Origin of the sequence: Streptomyces lanatus, from assembly GCF_014655715.1 — a bacterium.
In the GTDB taxonomy this organism is placed as follows: Bacteria; Actinomycetota; Actinomycetes; order Streptomycetales; family Streptomycetaceae; genus Streptomyces; species Streptomyces lanatus.
Window position 1 is genome coordinate 778,300 of sequence record NZ_BNBM01000002.1, and the last position, 21,113, is coordinate 799,412.

20 protein-coding genes are annotated in these 21,113 nt (G+C 70.6%); 12 read left to right on the top strand and 8 right to left on the bottom strand.

The features are described from left to right. Nucleotides 1–9: 9 nt before the first annotated feature. On the top strand, nt 10–810 hold the full coding sequence (locus IE325_RS08595; protein ID WP_190069114.1) for a sugar phosphate isomerase/epimerase family protein: 801 nt from the start codon (nt 10–12) through the stop codon (nt 808–810). Between the two features lie 54 nt (nt 811–864). Further along, complete coding sequence (locus IE325_RS08600; protein ID WP_190069115.1) at nt 865–2,118, top strand: MFS transporter; 1,254 nt, start codon at nt 865–867, stop codon at nt 2,116–2,118. Nucleotides 2,119–2,136: 18 nt separating this feature from the next. Here IE325_RS08600 and IE325_RS08605 read toward each other — a convergent pair whose 3' ends face one another. Continuing rightward, nucleotides 2,137–2,718, bottom strand: coding sequence for an RBBP9/YdeN family alpha/beta hydrolase (locus IE325_RS08605; RefSeq protein WP_190069116.1), 582 nt, complete (start codon nt 2,716–2,718; stop codon nt 2,137–2,139). Then, entirely contained in the window at nt 2,715–3,974 is a 1,260-nt protein-coding gene (gene aroA, locus IE325_RS08610; protein ID WP_190069117.1) for a 3-phosphoshikimate 1-carboxyvinyltransferase, read from the bottom strand. Before aroA ends, IE325_RS08605 begins: the two co-directional genes overlap by 4 nt. Before the next feature lie 417 nt (nt 3,975–4,391). Here aroA and IE325_RS08615 point away from each other — a divergent pair, with 417 nt between their 5' ends. Both IE325_RS08615 and IE325_RS08620 read left to right on the top strand, forming a co-directional pair. After that, nucleotides 4,392–6,269, top strand: a complete 1,878-nt coding sequence (locus IE325_RS08615) for a glycoside hydrolase family 3 protein (RefSeq protein WP_190069118.1) — start codon at nt 4,392–4,394, stop codon at nt 6,267–6,269. Nucleotides 6,270–6,386: 117 nt separating this feature from the next. Continuing rightward, nucleotides 6,387–7,040, top strand: coding sequence for a hypothetical protein (locus IE325_RS08620; protein ID WP_190069119.1), 654 nt, complete (start codon nt 6,387–6,389; stop codon nt 7,038–7,040). Between the two features lie 9 nt (nt 7,041–7,049). Here the strand turns inward: IE325_RS08620 and IE325_RS08625 are convergent, their stop codons facing one another. The 5 genes from IE325_RS08625 to IE325_RS08645 form a co-directional block, all read right to left on the bottom strand. After that, complete coding sequence (locus IE325_RS08625) at nt 7,050–8,459, bottom strand: serine protease (RefSeq protein ID WP_190069120.1); 1,410 nt, start codon at nt 8,457–8,459, stop codon at nt 7,050–7,052. 96 nt (nt 8,460–8,555) lie between these two features. Beyond that, nucleotides 8,556–8,948: a hypothetical protein gene (locus IE325_RS08630; protein ID WP_190069245.1), complete on the bottom strand. Its 393-nt coding sequence runs from the start codon at nt 8,946–8,948 to the stop codon at nt 8,556–8,558. A gap of 87 nt (nt 8,949–9,035) precedes the next feature. Further along, entirely contained in the window at nt 9,036–12,797 is a 3,762-nt protein-coding gene (locus IE325_RS08635) for an ABC transporter ATP-binding protein (RefSeq protein WP_190069121.1), read from the bottom strand. A gap of 98 nt (nt 12,798–12,895) precedes the next feature. After that, complete coding sequence (locus IE325_RS08640) at nt 12,896–13,933, bottom strand: esterase-like activity of phytase family protein (protein WP_190069122.1); 1,038 nt, start codon at nt 13,931–13,933, stop codon at nt 12,896–12,898. Between the two features lie 73 nt (nt 13,934–14,006). After that, nucleotides 14,007–14,798, bottom strand: a complete 792-nt coding sequence (locus tag IE325_RS08645; protein ID WP_229911727.1) for a serine hydrolase — start codon at nt 14,796–14,798, stop codon at nt 14,007–14,009. Between the two features lie 340 nt (nt 14,799–15,138). Here IE325_RS08645 and IE325_RS08650 point away from each other — a divergent pair, with 340 nt between their 5' ends. Together IE325_RS08650 and IE325_RS08655 are read left to right on the top strand one after the other, a co-directional pair. Further along, nucleotides 15,139–15,645, top strand: coding sequence for a hypothetical protein (locus IE325_RS08650; RefSeq protein ID WP_229911717.1), 507 nt, complete (start codon nt 15,139–15,141; stop codon nt 15,643–15,645). After that, entirely contained in the window at nt 15,624–15,830 is a 207-nt protein-coding gene (locus IE325_RS08655) for a hypothetical protein (RefSeq protein WP_190069125.1), read from the top strand. The genes IE325_RS08650 and IE325_RS08655 overlap by 22 nt, the downstream gene beginning before the upstream one ends. Here the strand turns inward: IE325_RS08655 and IE325_RS46995 are convergent. Continuing rightward, entirely contained in the window at nt 15,811–16,005 is a 195-nt protein-coding gene (locus IE325_RS46995; protein WP_373315128.1) for a hypothetical protein, read from the bottom strand. The genes IE325_RS08655 and IE325_RS46995 overlap by 20 nt on opposite strands. Before the next feature lie 96 nt (nt 16,006–16,101). Here IE325_RS46995 and IE325_RS08665 point away from each other — a divergent pair, with 96 nt between their 5' ends. The 6 genes from IE325_RS08665 (at nt 16,102) to IE325_RS08690 (ending at nt 21,112) form a co-directional block, all read left to right on the top strand. Further along, nucleotides 16,102–16,452: a hypothetical protein gene (locus tag IE325_RS08665; RefSeq protein ID WP_229911728.1), complete on the top strand. Its 351-nt coding sequence runs from the start codon at nt 16,102–16,104 to the stop codon at nt 16,450–16,452. 137 nt (nt 16,453–16,589) lie between these two features. Further along, nucleotides 16,590–17,141 (top strand): DUF6232 family protein, encoded by a 552-nt coding sequence (locus tag IE325_RS08670; protein WP_190069126.1) that lies wholly within the window; start codon nt 16,590–16,592, stop codon nt 17,139–17,141. A 46-nt stretch (nt 17,142–17,187) separates the two neighbouring features. Further along, nucleotides 17,188–17,526 (top strand): hypothetical protein, encoded by a 339-nt coding sequence (locus IE325_RS08675; RefSeq protein ID WP_190069127.1) that lies wholly within the window; start codon nt 17,188–17,190, stop codon nt 17,524–17,526. Nucleotides 17,527–17,622: 96 nt separating this feature from the next. Beyond that, nucleotides 17,623–19,746, top strand: a complete 2,124-nt coding sequence (locus IE325_RS08680; protein ID WP_190069128.1) for an ArnT family glycosyltransferase — start codon at nt 17,623–17,625, stop codon at nt 19,744–19,746. A gap of 211 nt (nt 19,747–19,957) precedes the next feature. Further along, the gene (locus IE325_RS08685; RefSeq protein WP_190069129.1) at nt 19,958–20,767 is read left to right on the top strand and encodes an endonuclease I family protein; all 810 of its coding nucleotides are present in this window, start codon (nt 19,958–19,960) and stop codon (nt 20,765–20,767) included. 111 nt (nt 20,768–20,878) lie between these two features. Next, entirely contained in the window at nt 20,879–21,112 is a 234-nt protein-coding gene (locus tag IE325_RS08690; protein ID WP_190069130.1) for a hypothetical protein, read from the top strand. The last annotated feature ends 1 nt before the right edge of the window (nt 21,113 follow it).

The window sequence follows — 21,113 nt, forward strand, 5'->3', positions numbered from 1 at the left end:
GGTGGATGCATGAAACTGGCGTTCTCCACCCTCGGCGTCCCCGGTCTCCCCCTCCCCGATGTGCTGCGCCTCGCTACCGCGCACGGGTATCACGGTGTCGAACTGCGCACCCATCCCGAGGAGCCGGTGCACCTGGGCCTCGGACCGGGTGAACGGGACGATGTGGCGGCCGAGTTCAAGGCGGCCGGTGTCGAGCTGGTGGGGCTCGCCGGGTACGCCAAGGTCGCCGCGCCGGGTGACGACGGGCCCGTGATCGAGGAGGTCCGCAGGCTCGTCGATCTCGCCCATGACCTCGGCGCCCCCTTCGTCCGCGTCTTCCCCGGCGCCGACCACGAGCAGACCCGGCAGCGCGCCGACGCGATCGCGGCGCGGCGTCTCGGTACGGCCGCGGAGTACGCCGCCGACATGGGCGTACGGATCCTGCTGGAGACCCATGACTCGCACCGCGCCGCGGCCGACGCGATCCGTGTCCTCGGCCTGGTCGGCCACCGTCACGTGGGCTCGCTGTGGGACGTCATGCACACCTGGCTGGCCGGGGAGCAGCCCTCGGAGAGCTACGCCGCGCTCTCCCCGTATCTCGGCTACGTCCAGGTCAAGGACATCGCCTCCGCCGACGACACGACCCCGCTGCCGCTGGGCGCCGGGGTGCTTCCGCTCGCCGAGTGCGTGGAGGTCCTGTCCCGGCACGGCTGGGACGGCTGGCTGTGCTGGGAGTACGAGAAGCGGTGGTACGAGGAGGCCGCGCCCCTTGAGGGGCTCCTCGGCGCGGGGCACGACCATCTGTCGCGGCTGCTGAACGAATCGGCGTAGCCGCCGGGTAATTCGCTCGCCGTGTGCGCGGGGTGCCGTATAGCCTCGCCCCTCGTGCCCGAACCCGCCCCGCGCCTCGCCCGTACGTTGATAGACGTACGGCCGCTGCGCGTCTCCCCCGTCTTCCGGCGGCTGCTGATCGGGCGGACGGTCTCCGTGCTCGGCGGCTTCATGACGATGGTGACCGTCATGTACCAGGTCTGGGACCTGACGCACAGCGCGGTCTGGAGCGGCGCGGTCGGTCTGGCGCAGGCGGTGCCGATGGTGGGCGTGGGCCTGTTCGCCGGGGCATGGGTGGACCGCGGCGACCGGCGGCGGATCTTCCTCGTCGCCACCGTCGGGCAGGCGGTCTGCGCACTGCTGCTCGCGGTGCAGGGCTTCACCGGGGGCGTGCCGGTGGCCGGGATCCTCGCGCTCGTCGCCGCCGGATCGTGCTTCGGCGCGGTCGGCGGCCCGGCGGCGGGAGTGTTCGTACCGCGGCTGCTGCCCAAGGAGCAGGTGGCGGCCGGGCTGGCCCTCAACCACGCCTCCGCCCAGGTGATGATGCTGCTCGGCCCGGCGCTGGGCGGGCTGTTCCTCGGCTGGTTCGGCATCGGCGTCTGCTATCTGCTGGACGCGCTGAGCTTCGGCCTCGCCTTCTACGGCGCCTTCGGGCTGCCCGCGCTGCCGCCCGAGGGCGAGCCGTCACGGGCCGGGCTGCACGGCGTCCTGGACGGCCTGCGCTTCCTGGCCGGTCACCGGGTAGTGCGCGGCGCCCTCATCACCGACCTCGCGGCCACGGTCCTCGCCATGCCGGTCAGCCTGTTCCCCCTGGTCAACGCCGAGCGCTTCGACGGCAGCCCGCGCACCCTCGGTCTGTTCCTGTCGGCGGTCGCGGTGGGCGGCGTCACCGCGACGGCCCTGTCGGGTTCGGTGACCCGGCTGGGCCGCCCCGGGCTCGTGATGCTGGTCGGGGCGGGGACCTGGGGTGCGGCACTGACGCTGTTCGGCCTGACGACCGACCCGTGGACGGGGCTCGGGCTGCTGGTGGTGGCCGGTGCCGCCGACGCCCTCTCGGTCATCTCCCGCAGCACGATCGTCCAGACCCGCACCCCCGACGCCCTGCTCGGCCGGGTGACGGCCGCCGAACAGATCGTCGGCCAGGCGGGCCCTCACCTCGGCAACCTCCGGGGCGGCCTGGTCGCCGGCTGGTCCTCCGGCGCGACGGCCCTGATCACGGGCGGGCTGCTGTGCGTACTGGCGGTGACGTACGTCGGCACGACGACGCCGGAACTCAGGGGCGGGAAGGCGTCACCGGAGGACGGATGAGCGGCGCCTCCCCGGGCCCTACTCGGACCGAGCCACAAGCCGCCCGGCCGGGTCCAGGCACCACTCCAGTACCGCGGGCCAGGGCCCGTACCCGGCGTCCAGATCCAGGTGGGCGGCGCCCGGGAGGATGTCGGTCGGCAGGGCGAGCGGGGTGCCGTAGACGGTGTCGGCGCCTTGCGGGCAGTACGGGTCGTCGTCCCCGGCGACCAGCCGGGTCGGGCCCGGAAGCGTGAACTCCAGGTGCGGCACCGCGAATCCGGCGACCTCCGGATATCCCGCGAGGACCGTCCCCGACGGAGGCGCGACCAGCAGCACCCGGTCCACCGCGCCGAGCCCCGGCATCCCCAGCGCGGCGGCGTGCAGCCACAGCACGGCGGACAGGCTGTGCGCGACGACGACCCGCTCCGCCCCGGCGTCGAGCCCGTCCAGATGCCGACCCAACTCCGCCAGCCAGACGTCCAGTTCGGGTACGTCGGGATCCGGCAGCTGCGGATAGACGACCTGGTGTCCGAGTTCGGTGAGCCGGTCGGCGAGCCAGTGCTGCCAGTGGTCCTCGGGGCGGTGGTTCTGCCAGCCATGGAGGATGAGGTAGGCGGTCATGGCATGAGCCTCCCCCGCAGCGCCCCGAACGCCTCGTGAAAGCCCGGGAAGGTCTTCCGCACACACCCGGGATCGTCGAACGACACACCCGGCACCCGAAGCCCGGTCACCGCGAAGGACATCACGATGCGGTGGTCGCCGTAAGACTTGATCTCCGCACCCGAGAAACCCGGTCGGCTCGCCCGACCCGACAGACCCGGCCGGATCTCGATCCAGTCCGGCCCGGTCGCCACCTCCGCCCCCAGCCGCCGCAGGTTCTCCGCGCAGGCCTCCAGCCGGTCGCACTCCTTGACCCGGGTGTTCGCGACGTCCTCGATCCGCACCGGCCCGGAGGCGAACGGGGCGATCGCGGCGAGGGTCGGCATGGTGTCGGAGATGTCGCGCATATTGACGGTGACGCCGCGCAGTTGACCGGCCCCCCGGACCGTCGTCGCGTCGGCCCCCACCGTCACCTCCGCGCCCATCCGCCGCAGTACGTCCACGAACCCCAGGTCGCCCTGGAGCGCCCCCTCTCCCAGCCCCGGAACGGTCACCTCGCCGCCCGTGACGGCCGCCGCGGCGAAGAAGTAGCTCGCGGTGGAGGCGTCGGGCTCGATGGCGTAGGTCGTGGCGCGGTAGCCCCCGGGCGGGACCACGAAGACATCCCCCTCCCGGCCCACCTCCACCCCGAACGCCCGCATCATCGCGATCGTGATCTCGACGTACGGCGCCGAGACCAGTTCGGTGACGGTGATCCGCAGGCCCTCACGGGTGAGCGGGCCGAGCAGCAGCAGGGCCGTCAGATACTGCGACGACTGCCCGGCGTCGAGCGTCACCTCGCCGCCCCGGACCCCGGCCGCCGCCACCGTCAGCGGATGGTGCCCCTCCTTCTCCTCGTGCCGCAGATCCACGCCCAGGTCACGCAGCGCCGAACTAAGGGGCCCCAGTGGTCGCCGGCGCATCTGCGGCGAGGCGTCGAAGCGATAGGTACCGTGGCCGGCCGCGGCCAGCGTCGGCAGGAACCGGGCCGTCGTCGCACCGTCACGGCAGTAGACATCGGCCGCCGCGACCGCCGGCCCCTGCGGCCGACCGTCGACCTGCCAGGCGTCCGGGGCCCGACCGATCCGATACCCAAGCCGACCGAGCCCCTCGGCAAACCCCTCGGTGTCATCCGAACGCAGCGGCCGCCGCAACGTGGTGACACCGTCGGCCGCGGCCGCCAGGAAGAGCGCACGGGCAGTGATGGACTTGGAACCGGGAATGTCGACTTCGGGCATGCCCGCATGATCCCGCGCCCACTTGCGCCCGCGCCCGGATGTCCACGGGATGGACCCGCGGCCCTGACGCATGCCTACTACCTCGACGCCCCACCAGCCCCCTCCCCACCAACTTCACAGATTCCGGCCACCCCGGGAACCCACCCCCACCCCCGCTCGTCCAACCCGCAAGCTGCCGGAGAGTCACCGTGGTGCGGTGTCGGCCCTCGCTGCTGGCTGCGATTGCTGACCACCCTCTCCGCCGTGCCGCGGCCGGCAGCACGCCGTCATCGGCGCGCCCCCCTCCAACTGCGCCGATGGCGGCCCCTCTCCGCCTCTCGGCCGTCTTCCGGTTACGGCCGATTCCCTTGACTGGCGGAAACTTCCCGGTTATTGGTGCGTCTTGGAAGTTTCCTTCACCATGGAAGGAGCGCGCAGGTGCGCAACTCCAGTACGGGAAGCACGGGACACACCGCACCACCTTCAAGACGTACCGTCCTCGCCGCCACCGCAGGCGTCACCGCGGTCCTGGCGGCCAGCGGCACGGCCCACGCCGCCACCCCCGACGACCGCAAACTCCGCGCTCTCATCGCCCGGATGACCCTGCCGGAGAAGGTCGGCCAGCTCTTCGTGATGCGGGTCTACGGCCACTCCGCGACCGCCCCCGACCAGGCCGACATCGACGCCAACCTCAAGGAGATCGGCGTCCGCACGGCCGCCGAGCTGGTCGCCAAGTACCGTGTCGGCGGCATCATCTACTTCACCTGGGCGCACAACACCCGCGACCCGCACCAGATCGCCGACCTCTCGAACGGCATCCAGCGGGCCTCCCTCAGCCAGACCCGCGGTCTGCCCGTGCTGATCTCCACCGACCAGGAACACGGCATCGTCTGCCGTGTCGGTGAGCCCGCCACCCTGTTCCCGGGCGCCATGGCCATCGGCGCCGGTGGCTCGCGCGACGACGCCCGGACAGTCGGCCGGATCGCCGGTCAGGAGCTGCGGGCGCTCGGTATCCGGCAGAACTACTCCCCCGTCGCCGACGTCAACGTCAACCCGGCCAACCCCGTCATCGGCGTCCGCTCCTTCGGCTCCGACCCCGGTGCAGTCTCCGGCATGGTCGCCGCCGAGGTGGCCGGATATCAGCGGGGCCGGCAGACCGCAGCCACCGCCAAGCACTTCCCGGGGCACGGCGACACCGCCGTCGACAGCCACTACGGCTTCCCGATCATCACCCACACCCAGGAGCAGTGGGACCAGCTCGACGCCCCGCCCTTCAGGGCCGCGATCCGCGCCGGCATCGACTCGATCATGACCGCGCACATCATGGTCCCGGCCCTCGACGACTCCGGCGACCCGGCCACCCTCTCCCACCCCATCCTCACCGGCATCCTGCGTGAGCGACTGGGCTACGACGGGCTCGTGGTGACCGACTCGCTCGGCATGGAGGGCGTCCGTACGAAATACGGCGACGACCGCGTCCCCGTCCTCGCCCTCAAGGCCGGCGTGGACCAGCTCCTCAACCCGCCGAACCTCGACATCGCCTGGAACGCGGTCCTGAAGGCCGTCCAGGACGGGGAGCTCACCGAGGCGCGGCTCGACGAATCGATCCTCCGCGTGCTGCGGCTGAAGGCGAAGCTACGGCTGTTCAAGGAGCCGTACGTCAGTCAGGGCGGCGTCGACCGGAACGTCGGCACCCGGTCGCACCTGGCGACCGCAGACCGTATCGCCGAGCGCACCACGACCCTGCTGGTCAACGAGGGGCACCTGCTCCCGCTGTCCCGCCGTACCCACCCCCGGGTGCTGGTCGTGGGCGCCGACCCGGCCTCCCCGTCCGGTACGACGGGACCGCCGACCGGCGTGCTCGCCACCGCCCTCACCGAACTGGGCTTCACGGCGACCGCCCTGTCGACCGGTACCGCGCCCTCCGCCGCGACCATCGAGCGGGCCGTCGCGGCGGCGGGGGAGGCGGACGCCGTGGTGGTGGGGACGTACAACGTCACCGCGGGCAGTGCGCAGAAGGCGCTGGTCGAGCGGTTGCTGGCAACGGGCCGGCCGGTGGTGGCGGTGGCGATCCGCAACCCGTACGACGTGGCCCAGCTGCCCGGCGTACCGGCCTGTCTGGCGGCGTACTCCTGGACCGACGTCGAACTGCGGGCGGCGGCCCGGGTGATCGCCGGACGGGTGGCGCCGCGCGGGAGGCTGCCGGTGCCGGTGCAGCGGGCGGACGATCCGACCCGGGTGCTGTATCCGATCGGTCATGGCCTGTCGTACGGGAGGAACCAGCCCAACCAGCCCCAAACACCCTCGCGGACGTAGCGCCCGTACGCCACACAACGGGCACACTCACCCCCAACCGACGCAAAGGACCCCACACGTCTGGCGTGCGCCCGCCGCCACGGGCCACGCTGGACGGGGGTACCCGGGGGGAGTGCGATGCGTGGGAGAAGTGCGGTGGGGGTGGCCTGTGCGTGGGTGGCGCTGCTCGTCGCCCTGGTGACGGGGTGTCAGGGGGCGTCGGGGGCCGAGGAGCGGGACGGGCGGCCGGCCGAGACCTCCAGCGCGAGCGGGCGGCACGTCGGCGGACCTACGCGGCCCGCCGGATACGGGACCGTCTTCCTCGGTGTCGACGAGTGCAGTTCCTTCGGTACGACGAGCTTCACCGAGGTGTCCTGCACCAGCGAGCGCGCGGCGGCGCGGGTCGTGGCACGGCACGACGGGACGGTGGGCGACGGACCGGCATGTCCCGGGACGACGGACTTCGTCCTGCACATCACCGAGCAGAGCCGCACCTCCGACGAGGACGGCGACGGCGCGATCCCGCAGGGCTACGCCTGTATGCGCAACCTCGCCGCACCGCACCCCGGCGACCCCGGCGGCGGTGGCGGGCCCCGCACGATCGTCGGTGACTGTGTCTACAACTCCGGCGGCGGTCAGGTCCGCGAGACCCGGTGCGACGGCAAGGGCGAGCAGCGGCCGCAGTACAAGGTGACGAAGGCCGTCGACAAGCGGGCGAAGTGCCCCTTGTCGACGGCCCTGTACGTCCAGCTGGGCGGCGAGAAGGCGGTGGGCTGCGCGCGGCCCGTGTGACGCGTCAGGTCACGGTCGCAGGGTGGGCTCCCGTTCCGGGTCCCGTACGTCCAGCTTCGCGTCGAACTTCGCCAGCGGCTTCGGCTCGGCCGTGGTCGACGCGACGCCCGCCCAGTTCAGGATGCGGGCCGTGGCCAGCTCGCGTTCCTTCGCCACGAGACCGGAGACGAGGGCGCCGTGGTTGGCTCCGGGTGCCGCGAAGACGTAGGAGTCACGCGCGCCCTTGTCGACGCGGAAGCGTTCCGCGCCCCAGGGGTCGTTCTGGCCGTAGACGAAGACCATGTGCCGGGCGTGGTGGCGGATCCAGTTGTCGACGTCCCGCATGGCCCACGGCTGGAACCTCATCGGGATCTCTCGCGGCACGAAGTCGCGGGGCGGGAGGTAGCCGTAGCGGATGAGCCCGCGCTCGATGTGCGGGAACCCGATGGTCGGTGAGCCCAGCTGGGTGCCGGCCTGGTAGTAGTACGGCGTGTACGGCTCCAGGCCCTGGTCGGTGTAGAAGTCGAAGCCGCCGCCCGAGTCGACGGCGGCCCAGATCGCCTCGTCGGTGGCGTGGGCCGCGTCCGCCGGGATCGTGTCGCAGTCCTTGAGCAGGCTGTACTGCCAGAAGCCCCAGACCCAGTCCAGGACGACCGTCTCGTACGCCTTGTCCAGGCTGCCGATCGTGGCGAAGGTGTAGCCGCGCTCGGCCGCGAGCGCCGCGAACCGCTTCTTCAGCGGCTCCCGCCGGACCAGTGCCTCCCGCTGCACCGCGTTCAGCCGGTCCCGGCACTCCTTGGTGCCGACCTTGGCGAAGAAGCGGTCGTATGCCGAGTCCTCGTGCTCGACGACGTCGTTGGGGGCGACGTAGGCGACGACGCCGTCCATGTCACGGGGGTGGAAGCGCTCGTAGTAGGTGGCGGTCATGCCGCCCTTGGAGACTCCGGTGGAGAGCCATTTGCGGTCGTAGATCGGCTTCAGCGCCTTGAAGATGCGGTGCTGGTCGGTGGCCGCCTGCCAGATGTCCAGTTTGGTCCAGTCGGCCGGTTCGGGCCGGGACGGGGTGAAGTAGCGGTACTCCATGGAGATCTGGTTGCCGTCGACGATCTGCGTCGGCTCGCGGCGGCTGGGGTTCGTGGAGACCTCGTAGCCGCTGGTGTAGAAGACGGTCGGGCGGGAGACGTCCCGGTGCAGCACGGTCAGGCGCTGCTGGAAGGTGCCCGCGGCCGGGTTCCGGTGATCGACCGGCTGGGTGTAGGAGAGGACGAAGAAGCGGTAGCCGGGGTACGGCTTCTCCTCGATGAGGCTCATGCCCGGTATGGACAGCAGCCGTTCCTCGATGTCCGGCTCGGCGGCGGTGGCCGCCGGTGCCGTGGCCGTGGCGAGCGCGCCGGTGAGCAGCGCGAGCGCCACCAGCCATCTGAGGGTCTTGCGGACCATGCACCCTCCCTGGGGGAAGCGGATGTCCGCCGCAAGCTAGCGGCCAACTCCGCCCCGCACCAGGGGAGATGGAATATCCGGTGCCCGCCCGTCAGGTCAGCACAGGATCCAGCCCTTGCTCACCGAACCGCGTCCCACCCGGGCCTTCACCCACACACAGCGCTGGCCGGCGTGGATGGTGACCGGCCCCGCGCGGCGGTTGCGTTCGCCCTCGTCGGTCACCGGCCGGGCCCGGTACGCCTGGACACTGGCCTTCATCCACTGGTCGCGGCCGGGCTTCTTGGGCAGGGTGATGACACAGACGTGGCCGCCGCGCTTGTAGACGTACAGGGTGCCGGTCGAGAACGGGTACGTCTTGACCTTGCGCCCCTCGCAGCGCGTCGGCGCGGCGGCGTGCGCCTGCGCCGGGACCGCCACCGCGAGCACTCCGGACGCGGTCAGCAACGCCAGGCCGACCGCCAGTCGTCGGCGTATCGCACCACTGTCCACTGTGTTGTCCTCCCCGTACACCGGCAATGAGCGTACTGGTGTACGGACGCAGGACGTATGCCGGATGGTTGCACGGCCGCCCGGGGCTCAGGCGACGGCGGCCTCGCTCTCGGCCTCCCCGATGAAGGTCCGCCACAGCTCGGCGTACCGCCCGCCGCGCGCCAGCAGCTCCTCGTGCGTACCGTCCTCGGCGACCCGCCCGTGCTCCATGACGACCACCCGGTCGGCACGGGCCGCGGTCGTCAGCCGGTGGGCGACCACGAGCGTGGTACGGCGGCCGGCGAGGCGGTCCGTCGCCTGGTTGACCTGCGCCTCCGTGGCCAGGTCGAGGGCGGCCGTGGCCTCGTCGAGGAGCAGGACATCGGGGTCGACCAGCTCGGCGCGGGCCAGGGCGATCAGCTGGCGCTGGCCCGCGGAGAGGTTGCGGCCGCGCTCGGCGACCTCGTGGAGGTAGCCGCCGTCGAGGGTCGCGATCATCTCGTGGGCGCCGACCGCCCGGGCCGCGGCCTCGACCTCGGCGTCCGTCGCCTCGGGCCGGCCGTAGGCGATGGCGTCGCGGACGGTGCCCTGGAAGAGGTACGCCTCCTGCGGCACGACGCCGAGACGGTGCCGGTACGAGGTGATGTCCAGGGAGCGCAGATCCGTGCCGTCAACCGTCACCCGGCCGCCGGTCGGGTCGTAGAAGCGGGCCACGAGCTTGACGAGGGTCGACTTGCCCGCGCCGGTCTCGCCGACGAAGGCGACCGTCTGACCGGCGGGTATCCGCAGTTCGATCCCGCTGAGCGCCTCCTCGTCGTCCCCGTACATGAAGTGCACGTCCTCGAAGGCGACCTCGCCCCGCAGCGACAGCACCTCCAGCGGCTCCTCGGCCGCCTTCGTCGACGTCGGCTCCTGGAGGAGTTCCTGGATGCGGCCGAGGGAGACCGTGGCCTGCTGGTAGCCGTCGAAGACCTGGGACAACTGCTGGACCGGCGCGAAGAACAGGTCGATGTAGAGCAGGTACGCCACCAGCGCGCCCGTCGTCAGCGTCGCCTCGTCGATCCGGCCGCCGCCCACGATGAGCACCGCCGCCACGGCCCCGGACGACAGGAACTGCACGAAGGGGAAGTAGATCGAGATCAGCCACTGGCCGCGGATACGGGCCTGGCGGTAGCTGTCGCTGCGCTCCGCGAACCGCGCGCCGCCGTCCCGCTCGCGCCGGAAGGCCTGCACGATCCGCAGCCCGGACACCGACTCCTGGAGGTCGGCGTTGACCACCGACACCCGCTCACGGGCGAGTTCGTACGCCTTCACGCTGGCGCGCCGGAAGTAGACCGTGGCGATGATCAGCGGCGGCAGTGTCGCGAAGACGACGAGCGCGAGCTGGAGGTCGAGCACCAGCAGGGCGACCATGATGCCGAAGAAGGTGACGACGGAGACGAAGGCGGTGACCAGGCCGGTCTGCAGGAAGGTGGAGAGGGCGTCGACGTCGGTCGTCATCCTCGTCATGATCCGGCCGGTCAGCTCACGCTCGTAGTAGTCGAGTCCCAGGCGCTGGAGCTGGGCGAAGATCTTCAGACGGAGGGAGTAGAGGACGCGCTCGCCCGTCCGCCCCGTCATCCGGGTCTCGCCGATCTGCGCCGCCCACTGGACGGTCACCGCGAGCAGCCCGAGCAGGGCCGCCGCCCAGACCGCGCCGAGGGCGGCCTGGGTGACGCCGGAGTCGATGCCGTGCCGGATCAGCACCGGCAGCAGCAGTCCCATACCGGCGTCGACGGCGACCAGGCCGAGGCTGATGAGGAGTGGCCGCCCGAAGCCCCGTAGCAGCCGCTTCAGGCCGTACGCCTCCTCCGGCCGTACCGCACCCGCCTCGTCGATGTCGGGGGTGTCGGCGGCCGGGGGCAGCGCGTCGACCTGGGCGAGGAGTTCGGGGGTGGCCGGGGACTCGGTCAGGGCCAGGTCCTTGGGCTCGCGGTCGCCGGTCCACAACCGGGGGGTCACGCCGCGCTCGGCGTCGAACTCGGCCTCCAGCTCGTCGCGTACGGAGGTGTCCTCCCGGGGGCAGGCCGGCTGGGTGTGGCCGGGTGAGACGCCGCCGAGTTCGTCGGGGTCGGTGAGGAGGCGCCGGTAGAGGGCGGACCGCCGCTGGAGTTCGTCGTGGGTGCCGATGTCGGCGAGACGGCCGGCGTCGAGGACGGCGATGCGGTCGGCGAGGTTCAGGGTGGAGCGGCGGTGCGCGATCAACAAGGTGGTGCGCGCGTCAGCGCTCGATGAGGGGTGGTGGTCGGGCGACGGGAGGGCGGTCCGGCCCTCCATGACCTGCTTCAGCGCCTCGTGGATCTCGTGCTCGACGCGGGCGTCCACCGCCGAGGTCGCGTCGTCCAGGACGAGCAGCCTGGGATCGGTGAGGATCGCGCGGGCGAGGGCGACGCGCTGGCGCTGGCCGCCGGAGAGGGTGAGGCCGTGCTCGCCGACCTTGGTGTCGTAGCCGTCGGGCAGCTCGGCGATGAAGCGGTCGGCCTGGGCGGCGCGCGCGGCCGTGCGGATCTCGTCCTCGGTGGCGTCGGGGCGGCCGTAGGCGATGTTGTTGCGCACGGTGTCCGAGAAGAGGAAGGAGTCCTCCGGCACCAGTCCGATGGCGGCCCGCAGCGAGTCGGAGGTCAGCTCGCGGACGTCGTGGCCGCCGACAAGGACGGCGCCGTGCGTGACGTCGTAGAAGCGCGGCAGGAGGAGGGAGACGGTGGACTTGCCGGAGCCGGAGGAGCCGACGACGGCGAGGGTCTCACCGGGGCGTATCTCGAAGCTGAGCCCGTCGAGGACGGGACGGCCGTCCTCGTAGCCGAACGACACGTCGTCGAACTCGACGGTGGCGGGCGCGTCGGCGGGAAGTTCCTTCGTGCCGTCCTTCATCGACGGCTCGGTGTCGATCAGCTCCAGGACGCGCTCGGTGCCGGCGCGGGCCTGCTGCGCGACGGTGAGGACCATGGCGAGCATCCGGACCGGCCCGACGAGCTGGGCGAGATAGGTGGAGAAGGCGACGAAGGTGCCGAGCGTGATGTGCCCGCGCACGGCCAGCCAGCCACCGAGCGCGAGCATCGCGACCTGCCCGAGGGCGGGGACGGCTTGCAGGGCCGGGGTGTACTTGCTGTTGAACCGGATGGTGCGCAGCCGTCCGGCGAACAGCCTGCGGCTGACCTCCCGCAGCTTCCCGGTCTCCTGCTCCTCCTGCCCGAACCCCTTCACCACGCGTACACCGCTGACAGCCCCGTCGACCACGCCCGCGACGGCGGCGGCCTGGGCCTGGGCGTACCAGGTGGAGGGGTGCAGCTTGGTGCGGCTGCGCTTGCCGATCCACCACAGGGCGGGGCCGACGGCGAGCGCGACGAGGGTCAGGGGCAGCGACAGCCACGCCATGACGACCAGGGAGATCAGGAAGAGCGCGAAATTCCCGATGGTCATCGGGAGCATGAAGAGCAGGCCCTGGATCAGCTGGAGGTCGCTGGTGGCGCGCCCGACGACCTGCCCGGTGGACAGCTCGTCCTGTCGTCGCCCGTCGAGCCGGGTGATCGTGCCGAACATCTCGGTCCGCAGGTCGTGCTGGACGTCGAGGGCGAGACGGCCGCCGTAGTAGCGGCGGATGTAGGTGAAGACGTAGACGGCGAGGGCGGCGGCTATGAGCAGCCCGGCCCAGACGGCCATCCCACGACTGTGATCGCCGATGACGTCATCGATGATCACCTTGGTGATCAGCGGGACGAGCGCCATCACGGCCATGCCGGCGAGTGACGAGCCCAGGGCGAGGATCACGTCCTTGGGGTAGCGCCAGGCGTAGCCCCACAGCCGTTGTGCCCATCCCCGTTGCGCTGCCACGCGGGTGCCCTCCGTTCGTCCTGATCTGCCGGAAGGCACCAACGCGGGCGGATGCGGATTTCATCCCTCCGCAACAAACGGTGACCGATCGATACCGGTCAGATACGGACGCGCAGGTAGTAGAAGCGGGTCGTCTGTACGGCGTTCTGGTTGTCGTCGCTGACGAGTACCACCCTCAGGCGATTGTGCGCACGCCCCGTGATCGCCATGCCCTCGATGTTGTCGAGGAGGGGATTGGGCTGGGGCTGCTTGGCGGTGGCGCCGAGGGAGGGGCAGCTGACGATGTCGGTGAGGAGGGTCTTGTTGATGATCGTTATGTTGTCCTGCCCCGTGAGCTTGTCGACGTGGCTGGTGTCGGTCGCGCGGCGCGGATCGGCGACGTAGAGCCGGACGGTGTTCCCGACTCCGGCGGTGAAGCCGCGCTCCAGGACGAGGAGCCGGCCGTCCGGGGTGGCCTGGACCTCGGGGACGCCGAGGCCGGTGTCGACGCGGTAGGCGTACTGGGGGCCGAGCGTGAAGCGGCCGTGGGGGGTGCGGTTCCAGGTCTGGAACCGGACGATGTCGCCGCTGTCTCCTGCCAGGGCGTACTCCATGGAGGCGAGGAGGGTGCGGCCGCCGGGAAGGAGGGTGAGCCCTTCGAAGGTGCCGTTGGAGACGGCACGGCCGGCGGGGGCGACTTTCAGGTCGTCCGGGACGGGGAGGCGGTCGAGGATCCTGCCGTCACGGGAGTAGCGGCGGATGGAGGGCTCGGTCTCGGAGGAGATCAGCCGGGTGCGGTCCCGGTCGATGACCAGGCCCTCGGAGTCGAGGGCGGCGCCGCTCTCGTCGGCGAGGGGGACGACGGCCTCGGGGGTGAGGGTGTTGGCGCTTTCGAGTTTGAGCAGGGCGGATCGGTCGGAGAGGGCGGCGAGGGAACCGTCCCGGCCGTCCACGGCGAGCGCGGAGAAGTTGCCGACGAAGGTGCCCTGGTAGGTCGTCTTGTCGAGCGCGTCGGAGAAGCGGTCGAGGGAGACGGAAGGGGAACAGGCGTGCCGGTTCCCGGAGTTGGCGTGGGCGCTCGCCGGGCCCGCGGCGGTCAGACAGGTGGCCGCCGCCAGGGCCGCGGTGGCGGTCGCGAGTACGGTTCTCAGGCGCATGGGGGTCACCGTAGGGCGGGTCGGTGACGCCGGGGAGACCGGCTCATGAAGCGTCTTGAAGCGTCTTGAAGCGTCAGCTCGCGGCGAGGTCCCGGTGGATGACCTTGGCGATGCGCTGGATGCTGTTGACGCCGTACTTCATGTCCCGGTTCCCGTGGGTGAGCACGGTGACGGTGTAGTCGTGACCGCGCCCCTTGAAGACACCGACGCTGTGCACCCGCCAGCCGTGGGCGTCCCGCCGCAGCCAGCCGTTCTTGACGGCCACGGAGACACCGGACGGGACGCCGTACGGTGTGCCCCACCGCTGCGAGGGCACGACCTGGCGCATCAGCCTCAGGATGTAGCCGCGGGAGTTGTCGCTGAGCACGGCGTTCCTGGTGGTGAGGAGCCTCAGCAGCTTCTGCTCGTCGGTGACGATGATCCGGGTGAGACCCCAGTAGCCGTTGGCACCCGGCCAGGTCCGGGTCATGCCCGCGGCTTTGAGGAAGCCCTTGACCGTCCTCATGCCGAGCTGCTTCCAGAGGGTGCGGGTCGCGGCGTTCTCCGACTTCACGATCATGACCTTGCTGAGGGCCGCCTCCCGGCGCGTCAGGAACCGGTCGTGCCGCTTGGCGTCCCACAGCAGCGCGGCCAGCACGGTGACCTTGATGATGCTGGCCGAGTCATAGCCCGCGAGGGGCCTGAGCGTGCAGGTGGTGTCCGTGGCACGGTCGTGGAGGCCGACGGCGACGGTGCTGTCGCGGTGGGCGAGGGCGGCGGTGATGTCCTTCCTCAGCCGCTCGGCGAGGTCGTCGTCGTCGGAGCTGCATCGGACGGTGGGTGCCGCCATCGCGTCGGCGGGCGCGGCGGCCGCGATGCACGGCATGAGCACGCCCGCACCCACACCCACCGCGACGATCGCTCTCACATGTCTGGAAATGCCTCTTGCCCTGTCGCTCGGTGTCCCGTGGTTCATGCCTTGATGACTCGTGAGGCGAAAGGAAAGGTTGTACGCGTATGGCAGGTTATGGGGGTGATGTCGGATGTCGAGGTGTTGACGCCCGGTCTTTCGCCCGTAAGGACTCGTCAAGAAAACCCCCGCGAGCAAACTTCGCCATTGCGCACCGCTCGCCGCGACCACTAGCGTCCCCGATGAAACGATCAAGCAATTTCCTGACCAGTAGTTGCCTGACCAGCAATTACGGATTGCATGGGGGATGTACTTCGTGAGCAACTTCGTGAGCAGACGAAGCAAGGGAATTTCTGCCGCGCTGACCTTCGCGCTGACCGGCGCCCTGTGCGGCATCGGCGCGCAGACGGCGTCCGCGGCGACCTCGCCGGCGGCGGGCCAGACCCGCGTCGGCGCCGACGAGATCTGCACGGTCCTCGGCATCGGCAGCGGCGCGGCGGGCCTCACCAAGGCCCTCGCCAAGGGCGCGTCATGGGTCGGCATCGGCGCGAGCATCGGCTGCTACCTGTACTCACAGGCGAAGAACGCCACGCCCGCGGAGAAGCGGGCGGCCATGATCAAGTCGTACAAGAACTACCAGGCGAAGAGCGACCTCAAGAAACTGGAGGCGCTCGGCTACTCCTGCCGCAAGAAGAGCACCGGCGGCGGTGGCGGCACCGACGTCGCCCCCATGAACACGAAGGCCTCCCGGGACCTCAGGGTTGGCTACCGGGACATCAAGATGAAGGGCGTCACGTACAAGTGCAGCGCGATCGGGGACTGACAGGTCGCCGCGGCCCCGGCCACGGGGAGCGGCTCGCGCTCTCCGTGGCGCTGGTCGCCGTGAGCCTGCTCTGGCTCACGACGGACACGGCCGTATGGGCGACGGTGCTGTGCGTCATCGGCGCGGTCGGCGGGGCGGCGGGCGCGTGCTACTTCGGCTGGCGCCTCATTCGCTCCCGCTCCTGAGCCGGGCGCCCCGGCTCTCCGCGATGCGACACACATCGGTCAGCGCCTCACACATCCGCGCTACCAGGAACCGCAGCTGCGCGGGCGTCGCGCGGCGGTCGGCGAGCATGTCATCCGCGTATTCGAGCAGCCCGCCCGCCATCCCGAGCTGCACACGCTCCACGGTGTCGGCCACGCGGGAGAGGCAGCCGGTCCCGTCGGTGTCGAGGTAGCACGGCTTGCCGCCTTCGCCGGTCCAGGGGAGAAGAACCAGCCGACCGTCGACGGCGAGGTGGTGCTGCAGACGTATGTGGATTGCCGGGTCATCACCAAGGGCGATCTGCTGCGGCACCCCAACTTCCCGCGTACGGGCAATGGGCGGCGCTTCGCCGGCGATCCGGACCCGGGCAGACGATGGCTGGTGGGACTCGACCCCGAGGCGCCCGTCGATGTGGTGGTCCGGTTGCTGTCCGACCCCGACGAGCGCGTTCGTGGCATGGCGGCTGCGCACCCTTCGCTGCCGCTGGACCTCATCCTCCAGTGCCTGCGGAATCCGGAATCCGCCTCCTACGCCCTGAGCAACCCGAGCCTCCCCGCGGAGACCATGCACGAGTTCCTGGACGACGCAGGCGTCCCTCGCTGACGAGAACGAACCATCAGGCACCCTGGTCCCTCCCTCTCCAATTCCCGAAAACGGGTTGTTGGCGCAATAGCGGCGGAGGATACTTCCGGTCAGTTAATTCCGGAGCCACTTCGCTCAGGGGTCGGGGGAATTGCCGTATGGCGAAGAAGCGGGTCGGCCACATCACCATCAGTCGAAGAGTTGTTCAAATAGGCCATGAGGCCTATCCCCTGGCGAATATATCCAGGATGCAGACCCTGCGGATCCGGCGGACGGGAAAGCTCACGACGTTCCATTCGCTCCAGCAGATCGGCTCCTTGGTCGTTCTCGCCGTCGCAGCCGTCGTGATCCCGCCCCGACTACCGTCCGAACTCGACCCCGACGCCGCGGAGATCGTGCGTGGGGTGGCCGACATCGTGGTCGTCGTGGCCGGCGTCGGAGCGGCCGTACTGCTGGCCTTCCTGTTGTACCGGCTGTTTTTCCAGCGCAGCCGGTACGCCCTCATGATCGAGACTTCGGGTACCCAGTACACGGCCCTGATGGGCACGGATCCGAATGAGATCCACCGCATCAAGGGGATCATCGTCAACGCCATCGAGGACCCGCCCATCGAAGCCGTTCATGTGGATGTCCGGGGAGACGTCGTGATGGGCGACAAGGCCGATCGGCAGTACAAGCAGACCGGCTCAGGGAATCGCATGTTCAACTGACGGAATTCGCCCCACCCTTCCCACCGGACACCGAAAGGCCACGCTCATGTCGGATTACGTGCACGGGGACAAGGTCACCGGGACCCAGTACAAACAGGTCGGCGATCACAACGTCCAGTACAACGGCGAGGGCCTCTCCCGCGCCGAATTGGACGCCGCGGTCGAGGAACTCCGCTCGTTCATCGCCGACCTCCGCAGCGCCGGCATGGTGTCGCCGGACGGCACGGTCGTCGACCCCGGAGCCGTCGTGGCCGCCGTCCAGTCCCAGCCGGGCCGTCTCCGAGCCCTCGGCCGCGCGGTCTCCGCCGGTGCCAAGGACGCCGTCCTGACGGCGGTCCAGGGCGGGGTGGCCGCGCTGGTGGCGGGACTCGTAGCTCAGGGGTGAGCCCCGCGTACCTCTTTGCACACCCCTTGGAGAATCCACAGCGAACCGCCAGCGACGGCACAGCCCGCACCCACCCCCACCGCACACGATGCGCTGGTGACATCAGCCACCGAACCCCATCCCCACCCGACCGCAACCCCCGATGTGCCGCCGCCCACCCCAGCCGTGGCGCCGCCGGGCAAGGCGCCGCGCTGGTCGCTCCCCGCCCTGCTCGCGATTCTGGTCCTGGCGGCGGTGCTGTACTCCTGGAATCTGTCCGGCTCCAGCCTCAACAGCTTCTACAGCGCGGCCGTACTGAGCGGCACGCAGAGCTGGAAGGCGTGGTTCTTCGGCTCGCTGGACGCGGGTAACTTCCTCACCGTCGACAAACCGCCGTTCGCGCTGATGGTGATGGGCCTGTCGTGCCGTGTGTTCGGCTACGGCACCTGGCAGATGATGCTGCCGATGGTCCTGGTCGCGCTGGCGACGATCTGGATCGTGCACGCGTCCGTCAAGCGGGTGTGGGGGCACGGTGCGGCGACCGTCGCCGCGCTGGTGCTGGCCCTGACCCCGATCACGGTCGCCATCAACCGTGACAACAACCCCGACACCCTGCTGGTGTTCCTGATGGCCGGCGGCGCGGCGCTCGCCCTGCGCGCCGTCCACAACGGCAAGTTGCTGCCGCTGGTCGGCTCCGCGGTCTGCTTCGGTCTCGCCTTCAACACGAAGATGCTCCAGGGGTACATCGCACTCCCCGCCGTCTTCGCCGTCTATCTGTACGCGGCGAAGCCCAAGCTCGTGAAGCGGGTCCTCAATCTGCTCGTCGCCGGTCTCGCCCTCGCCGTCTCCAGCTTCTGGTGGGCCGCGGCCGTCTCCCTCGTGCCCGCCGACGACCGCCCGTACATCGGCGGTTCGACCGACGGCACGGCCTGGGATCTGATCATGGGCTACAACGGCCTCGGCCGGATCCTCGGCGGCGAGGGCAACGGCGGTGGGGGCGGGGGCGGGGGCGGGGGGTTCTCCGGGACCGCCGGGATCGGGCGGCTCTTCAACGACGTCCTCGGCGGGCAGATCTCCTGGCTGATCCCCTTCGCCGCGATCGCCCTCGTCGGCGGGCTCGTGCTGTGCGGCCGTGCCCCGCGCACCGACCTCGCCCGCGCCGCGCTGCTCATGTGGGGCGGCTGGACGGCCCTGCACTATCTGACCTTCGCCATGGCCGAGGGCACGATGCACCCGTACTACACGACCGCCCTCGCCCCGGGCATCGCGGCACTGTGCGGAGGCGGCGGCGCGATGCTGCTGCGCGCCTTCCGCGCCGACAGGCGCTGGGCGTGGGTGCTGCCCGCGGGGCTGGCGATCACGGCCGTCTGGGCTGTCGTACTCCTTCGACGGGCCTCCGGCTGGAACACCTGGCTGTGGCCGACCATCGCCGTCGTCATGGCGCTGGCGGTTGTGGGGTTGCTCGTCTTCCGCTCCGCCACGGGGATACGGGTGCGGTTGCTCGCTGCCTCCGTGGTGGCGGCGATCGTCGCGGCGGTCGCGGGGCCTGCCGCGTACGCCTGGTCGGTGCCGTCCGGGTCGGGCGGGGGCATGGGCGGCGGTACGAATCCGACGGCCGGGCCTTCTACGGGGAGCGGCTTCGGCGGAGGTCCCGGTGGCGGGGGTGGCGGCGGAGGCCGGGGTGGCTTCGGTGGCGGGCAGATGCCGGGGAACATGCCGCAGGGCGGGCCCAACGGTCAGGCCGGCGGACAGATGCCGGGCGGCGGCGGGAACGCAGAAGTACCGAACGGCCAAGCCCCCGGCGGGACCCGCGAAATGGGCGGCGGCGGCATGGGCGGCGGCGCCAGCACCGAGCTCATCGCCTACCTCAAGAAGCACCAGGACGGCGCCAAGTGGCTGCTCGCCGTGACCAGTTCGCAGAGCGCGGCCCAGCTGATCGTGAGCAGCGGTGAACCGGTGATCTCCATGTGGGGCTGGTCCGGCTCCGACAAGGCCATGACCCTGGCCAAGCTCAAGGAACTCGTCAAGAACGGCGAGCTGCACTACATCCAGATCGGTGGCGGCATGGGCGGCGGCCCCGGCGGCGGCAGCAGCGTCAGCACCGAGGTCACCGAGTGGGTGCAGAAGAACGGGACGGCGGTGAAGGAGAGCGCGTACGGCGGCAGCGACAGCAGCTCATCCAGCGACAGCTCCAGCAGCACGTCCTCTCTCTACCGACTTGACCCGTCGGACGTCAGCTGACACCGACCCAGCCCCTCACCCACAACGGCCCCCGACTCCCGTCGGGGGCCGTTCCCGCGTGTCAACTCGCGTAGACACGCCCCCATTTGCCGCTCCCCGTCACCCAATGGACACGTGCAAGCCCTCGACATGACCGCATGTCCATGCCACTCTCCCGTTTGCCGCCTCAGTTCAACCCGCGTAGATCCCCGCGTAGATGGGAACCCCACACATGCTGGCGACACACATACGCCACCGCCGCTGGAAGTCGGTGGCGCTGACGACGGCCGCCGTCCTGGTCGGCCTCACCGCCCCCGCGCTCACCGCGTCCCCGGCCGCCGCCACGACGACGGAGTACGACGACACGTACTACGCCGACGCGATCGGCAAGACCGGTACGGCGCTGAAGGACTCGCTCCACGAGATCATCAGCGACCAGACCAAGATCTCGTACTCGGCCGTCTGGAACGCGCTGAAGGCCACCGACCAGGACCCGAACAACAGCAGCAACGTGATCCTGCTGTACAGCGGCGTCTCCCGCAGCAAGTCCCTCAACGGCGGCGACACCGGCGACTGGAACCGGGAGCACACCTGGGCCAAGTCGCACGGTGACTTCGGCGAGGCGATCGGCCCCGGCACCGACCTGCACCACCTCCGCCCCGCGGACGTCCAGGTCAACAGCATCCGCGGCAACAAGGACTTCGACAACGGCGGCAGCTCCGTCACCAACGGCGGCGGCAGCCTCACCGACTCCGACTCCTTCGAGCCGCGCGACGCCGACAAGGGCGACGTGGCCCGCATGATCCTCTACATGGCCGTGCGCTACGAGGGTGACGACGGCTGGGCCGACCTGGAGCCCAACGAGAAGGTCAACAACGGCAGCGCCCCCTACATGGGCAAGCTCTCCGTCCTCAAGCAGTGGAACGACGAGGACCCGCCGAGCGCCTTCGAGGAGCGCCGCAACGAGGTCATCTACGACACCTACCAGCACAACCGGAACCCGTTCATCGACCACCCGGAGTGGGTCGAGTCGATCTGGTAGGCCTCCGTCGACGCGGGCGCGCCAGGGGCCCCATCGGCTTCTGGCGCGCTCCATCGATCACCACCTGTACAGCGGAATGACCTGCACCGATCCCATCCCGTTGACCCGGCTATGAAGAAGATCAGCGCGCTCGCCGCGCTCACCATGGCAGCCCTCGCACTCGCGGGACCGGCCCACGCCGACGACCACGACCGGGGCCGTATCACCATCGCCGGCTACTCCAGCGGCAGCCTCTGCAAGGAGGCGCTCGCGATCGTCCCCTGGGCCGTACCGCTGACCGGCCAGGCCGTGGACGACGCCTGCTACGACCGCGACCACGCCTACATGACGCGCGACGGCCGGTGAG

What these genes read in the sequence shown, in the direction of transcription:
- IE325_RS08595 (WP_190069114.1), top strand. Translation starts at nt 10, where the DNA reads ATGAAACTGGCGTTCTCCACCCTCGGCGTCCCCGGTCTCCCCCTCCCC.
- IE325_RS08690 (WP_190069130.1), top strand. Translation starts at nt 20,879, where the DNA reads ATGAAGAAGATCAGCGCGCTCGCCGCGCTCACCATGGCAGCCCTCGCA.
- IE325_RS08620 (WP_190069119.1), top strand. Translation starts at nt 6,387, where the DNA reads ATGCGTGGGAGAAGTGCGGTGGGGGTGGCCTGTGCGTGGGTGGCGCTG.
- IE325_RS08640 (WP_190069122.1), bottom strand. Translation starts at nt 13,933, where the DNA reads ATGCGCCTGAGAACCGTACTCGCGACCGCCACCGCGGCCCTGGCGGCG.
- aroA (WP_190069117.1), bottom strand. Translation starts at nt 3,974, where the DNA reads ATGCCCGAAGTCGACATTCCCGGTTCCAAGTCCATCACTGCCCGTGCG.
- IE325_RS08645 (WP_229911727.1), bottom strand. Translation starts at nt 14,798, where the DNA reads ATGCCGTGCATCGCGGCCGCCGCGCCCGCCGACGCGATGGCGGCACCC.
- IE325_RS08670 (WP_190069126.1), top strand. Translation starts at nt 16,590, where the DNA reads ATGGCGAAGAAGCGGGTCGGCCACATCACCATCAGTCGAAGAGTTGTT.
- IE325_RS08675 (WP_190069127.1), top strand. Translation starts at nt 17,188, where the DNA reads ATGTCGGATTACGTGCACGGGGACAAGGTCACCGGGACCCAGTACAAA.
- IE325_RS08625 (WP_190069120.1), bottom strand. Translation starts at nt 8,459, where the DNA reads ATGGTCCGCAAGACCCTCAGATGGCTGGTGGCGCTCGCGCTGCTCACC.
- IE325_RS08605 (WP_190069116.1), bottom strand. Translation starts at nt 2,718, where the DNA reads ATGACCGCCTACCTCATCCTCCATGGCTGGCAGAACCACCGCCCCGAG.
- IE325_RS08685 (WP_190069129.1), top strand. Translation starts at nt 19,958, where the DNA reads ATGCTGGCGACACACATACGCCACCGCCGCTGGAAGTCGGTGGCGCTG.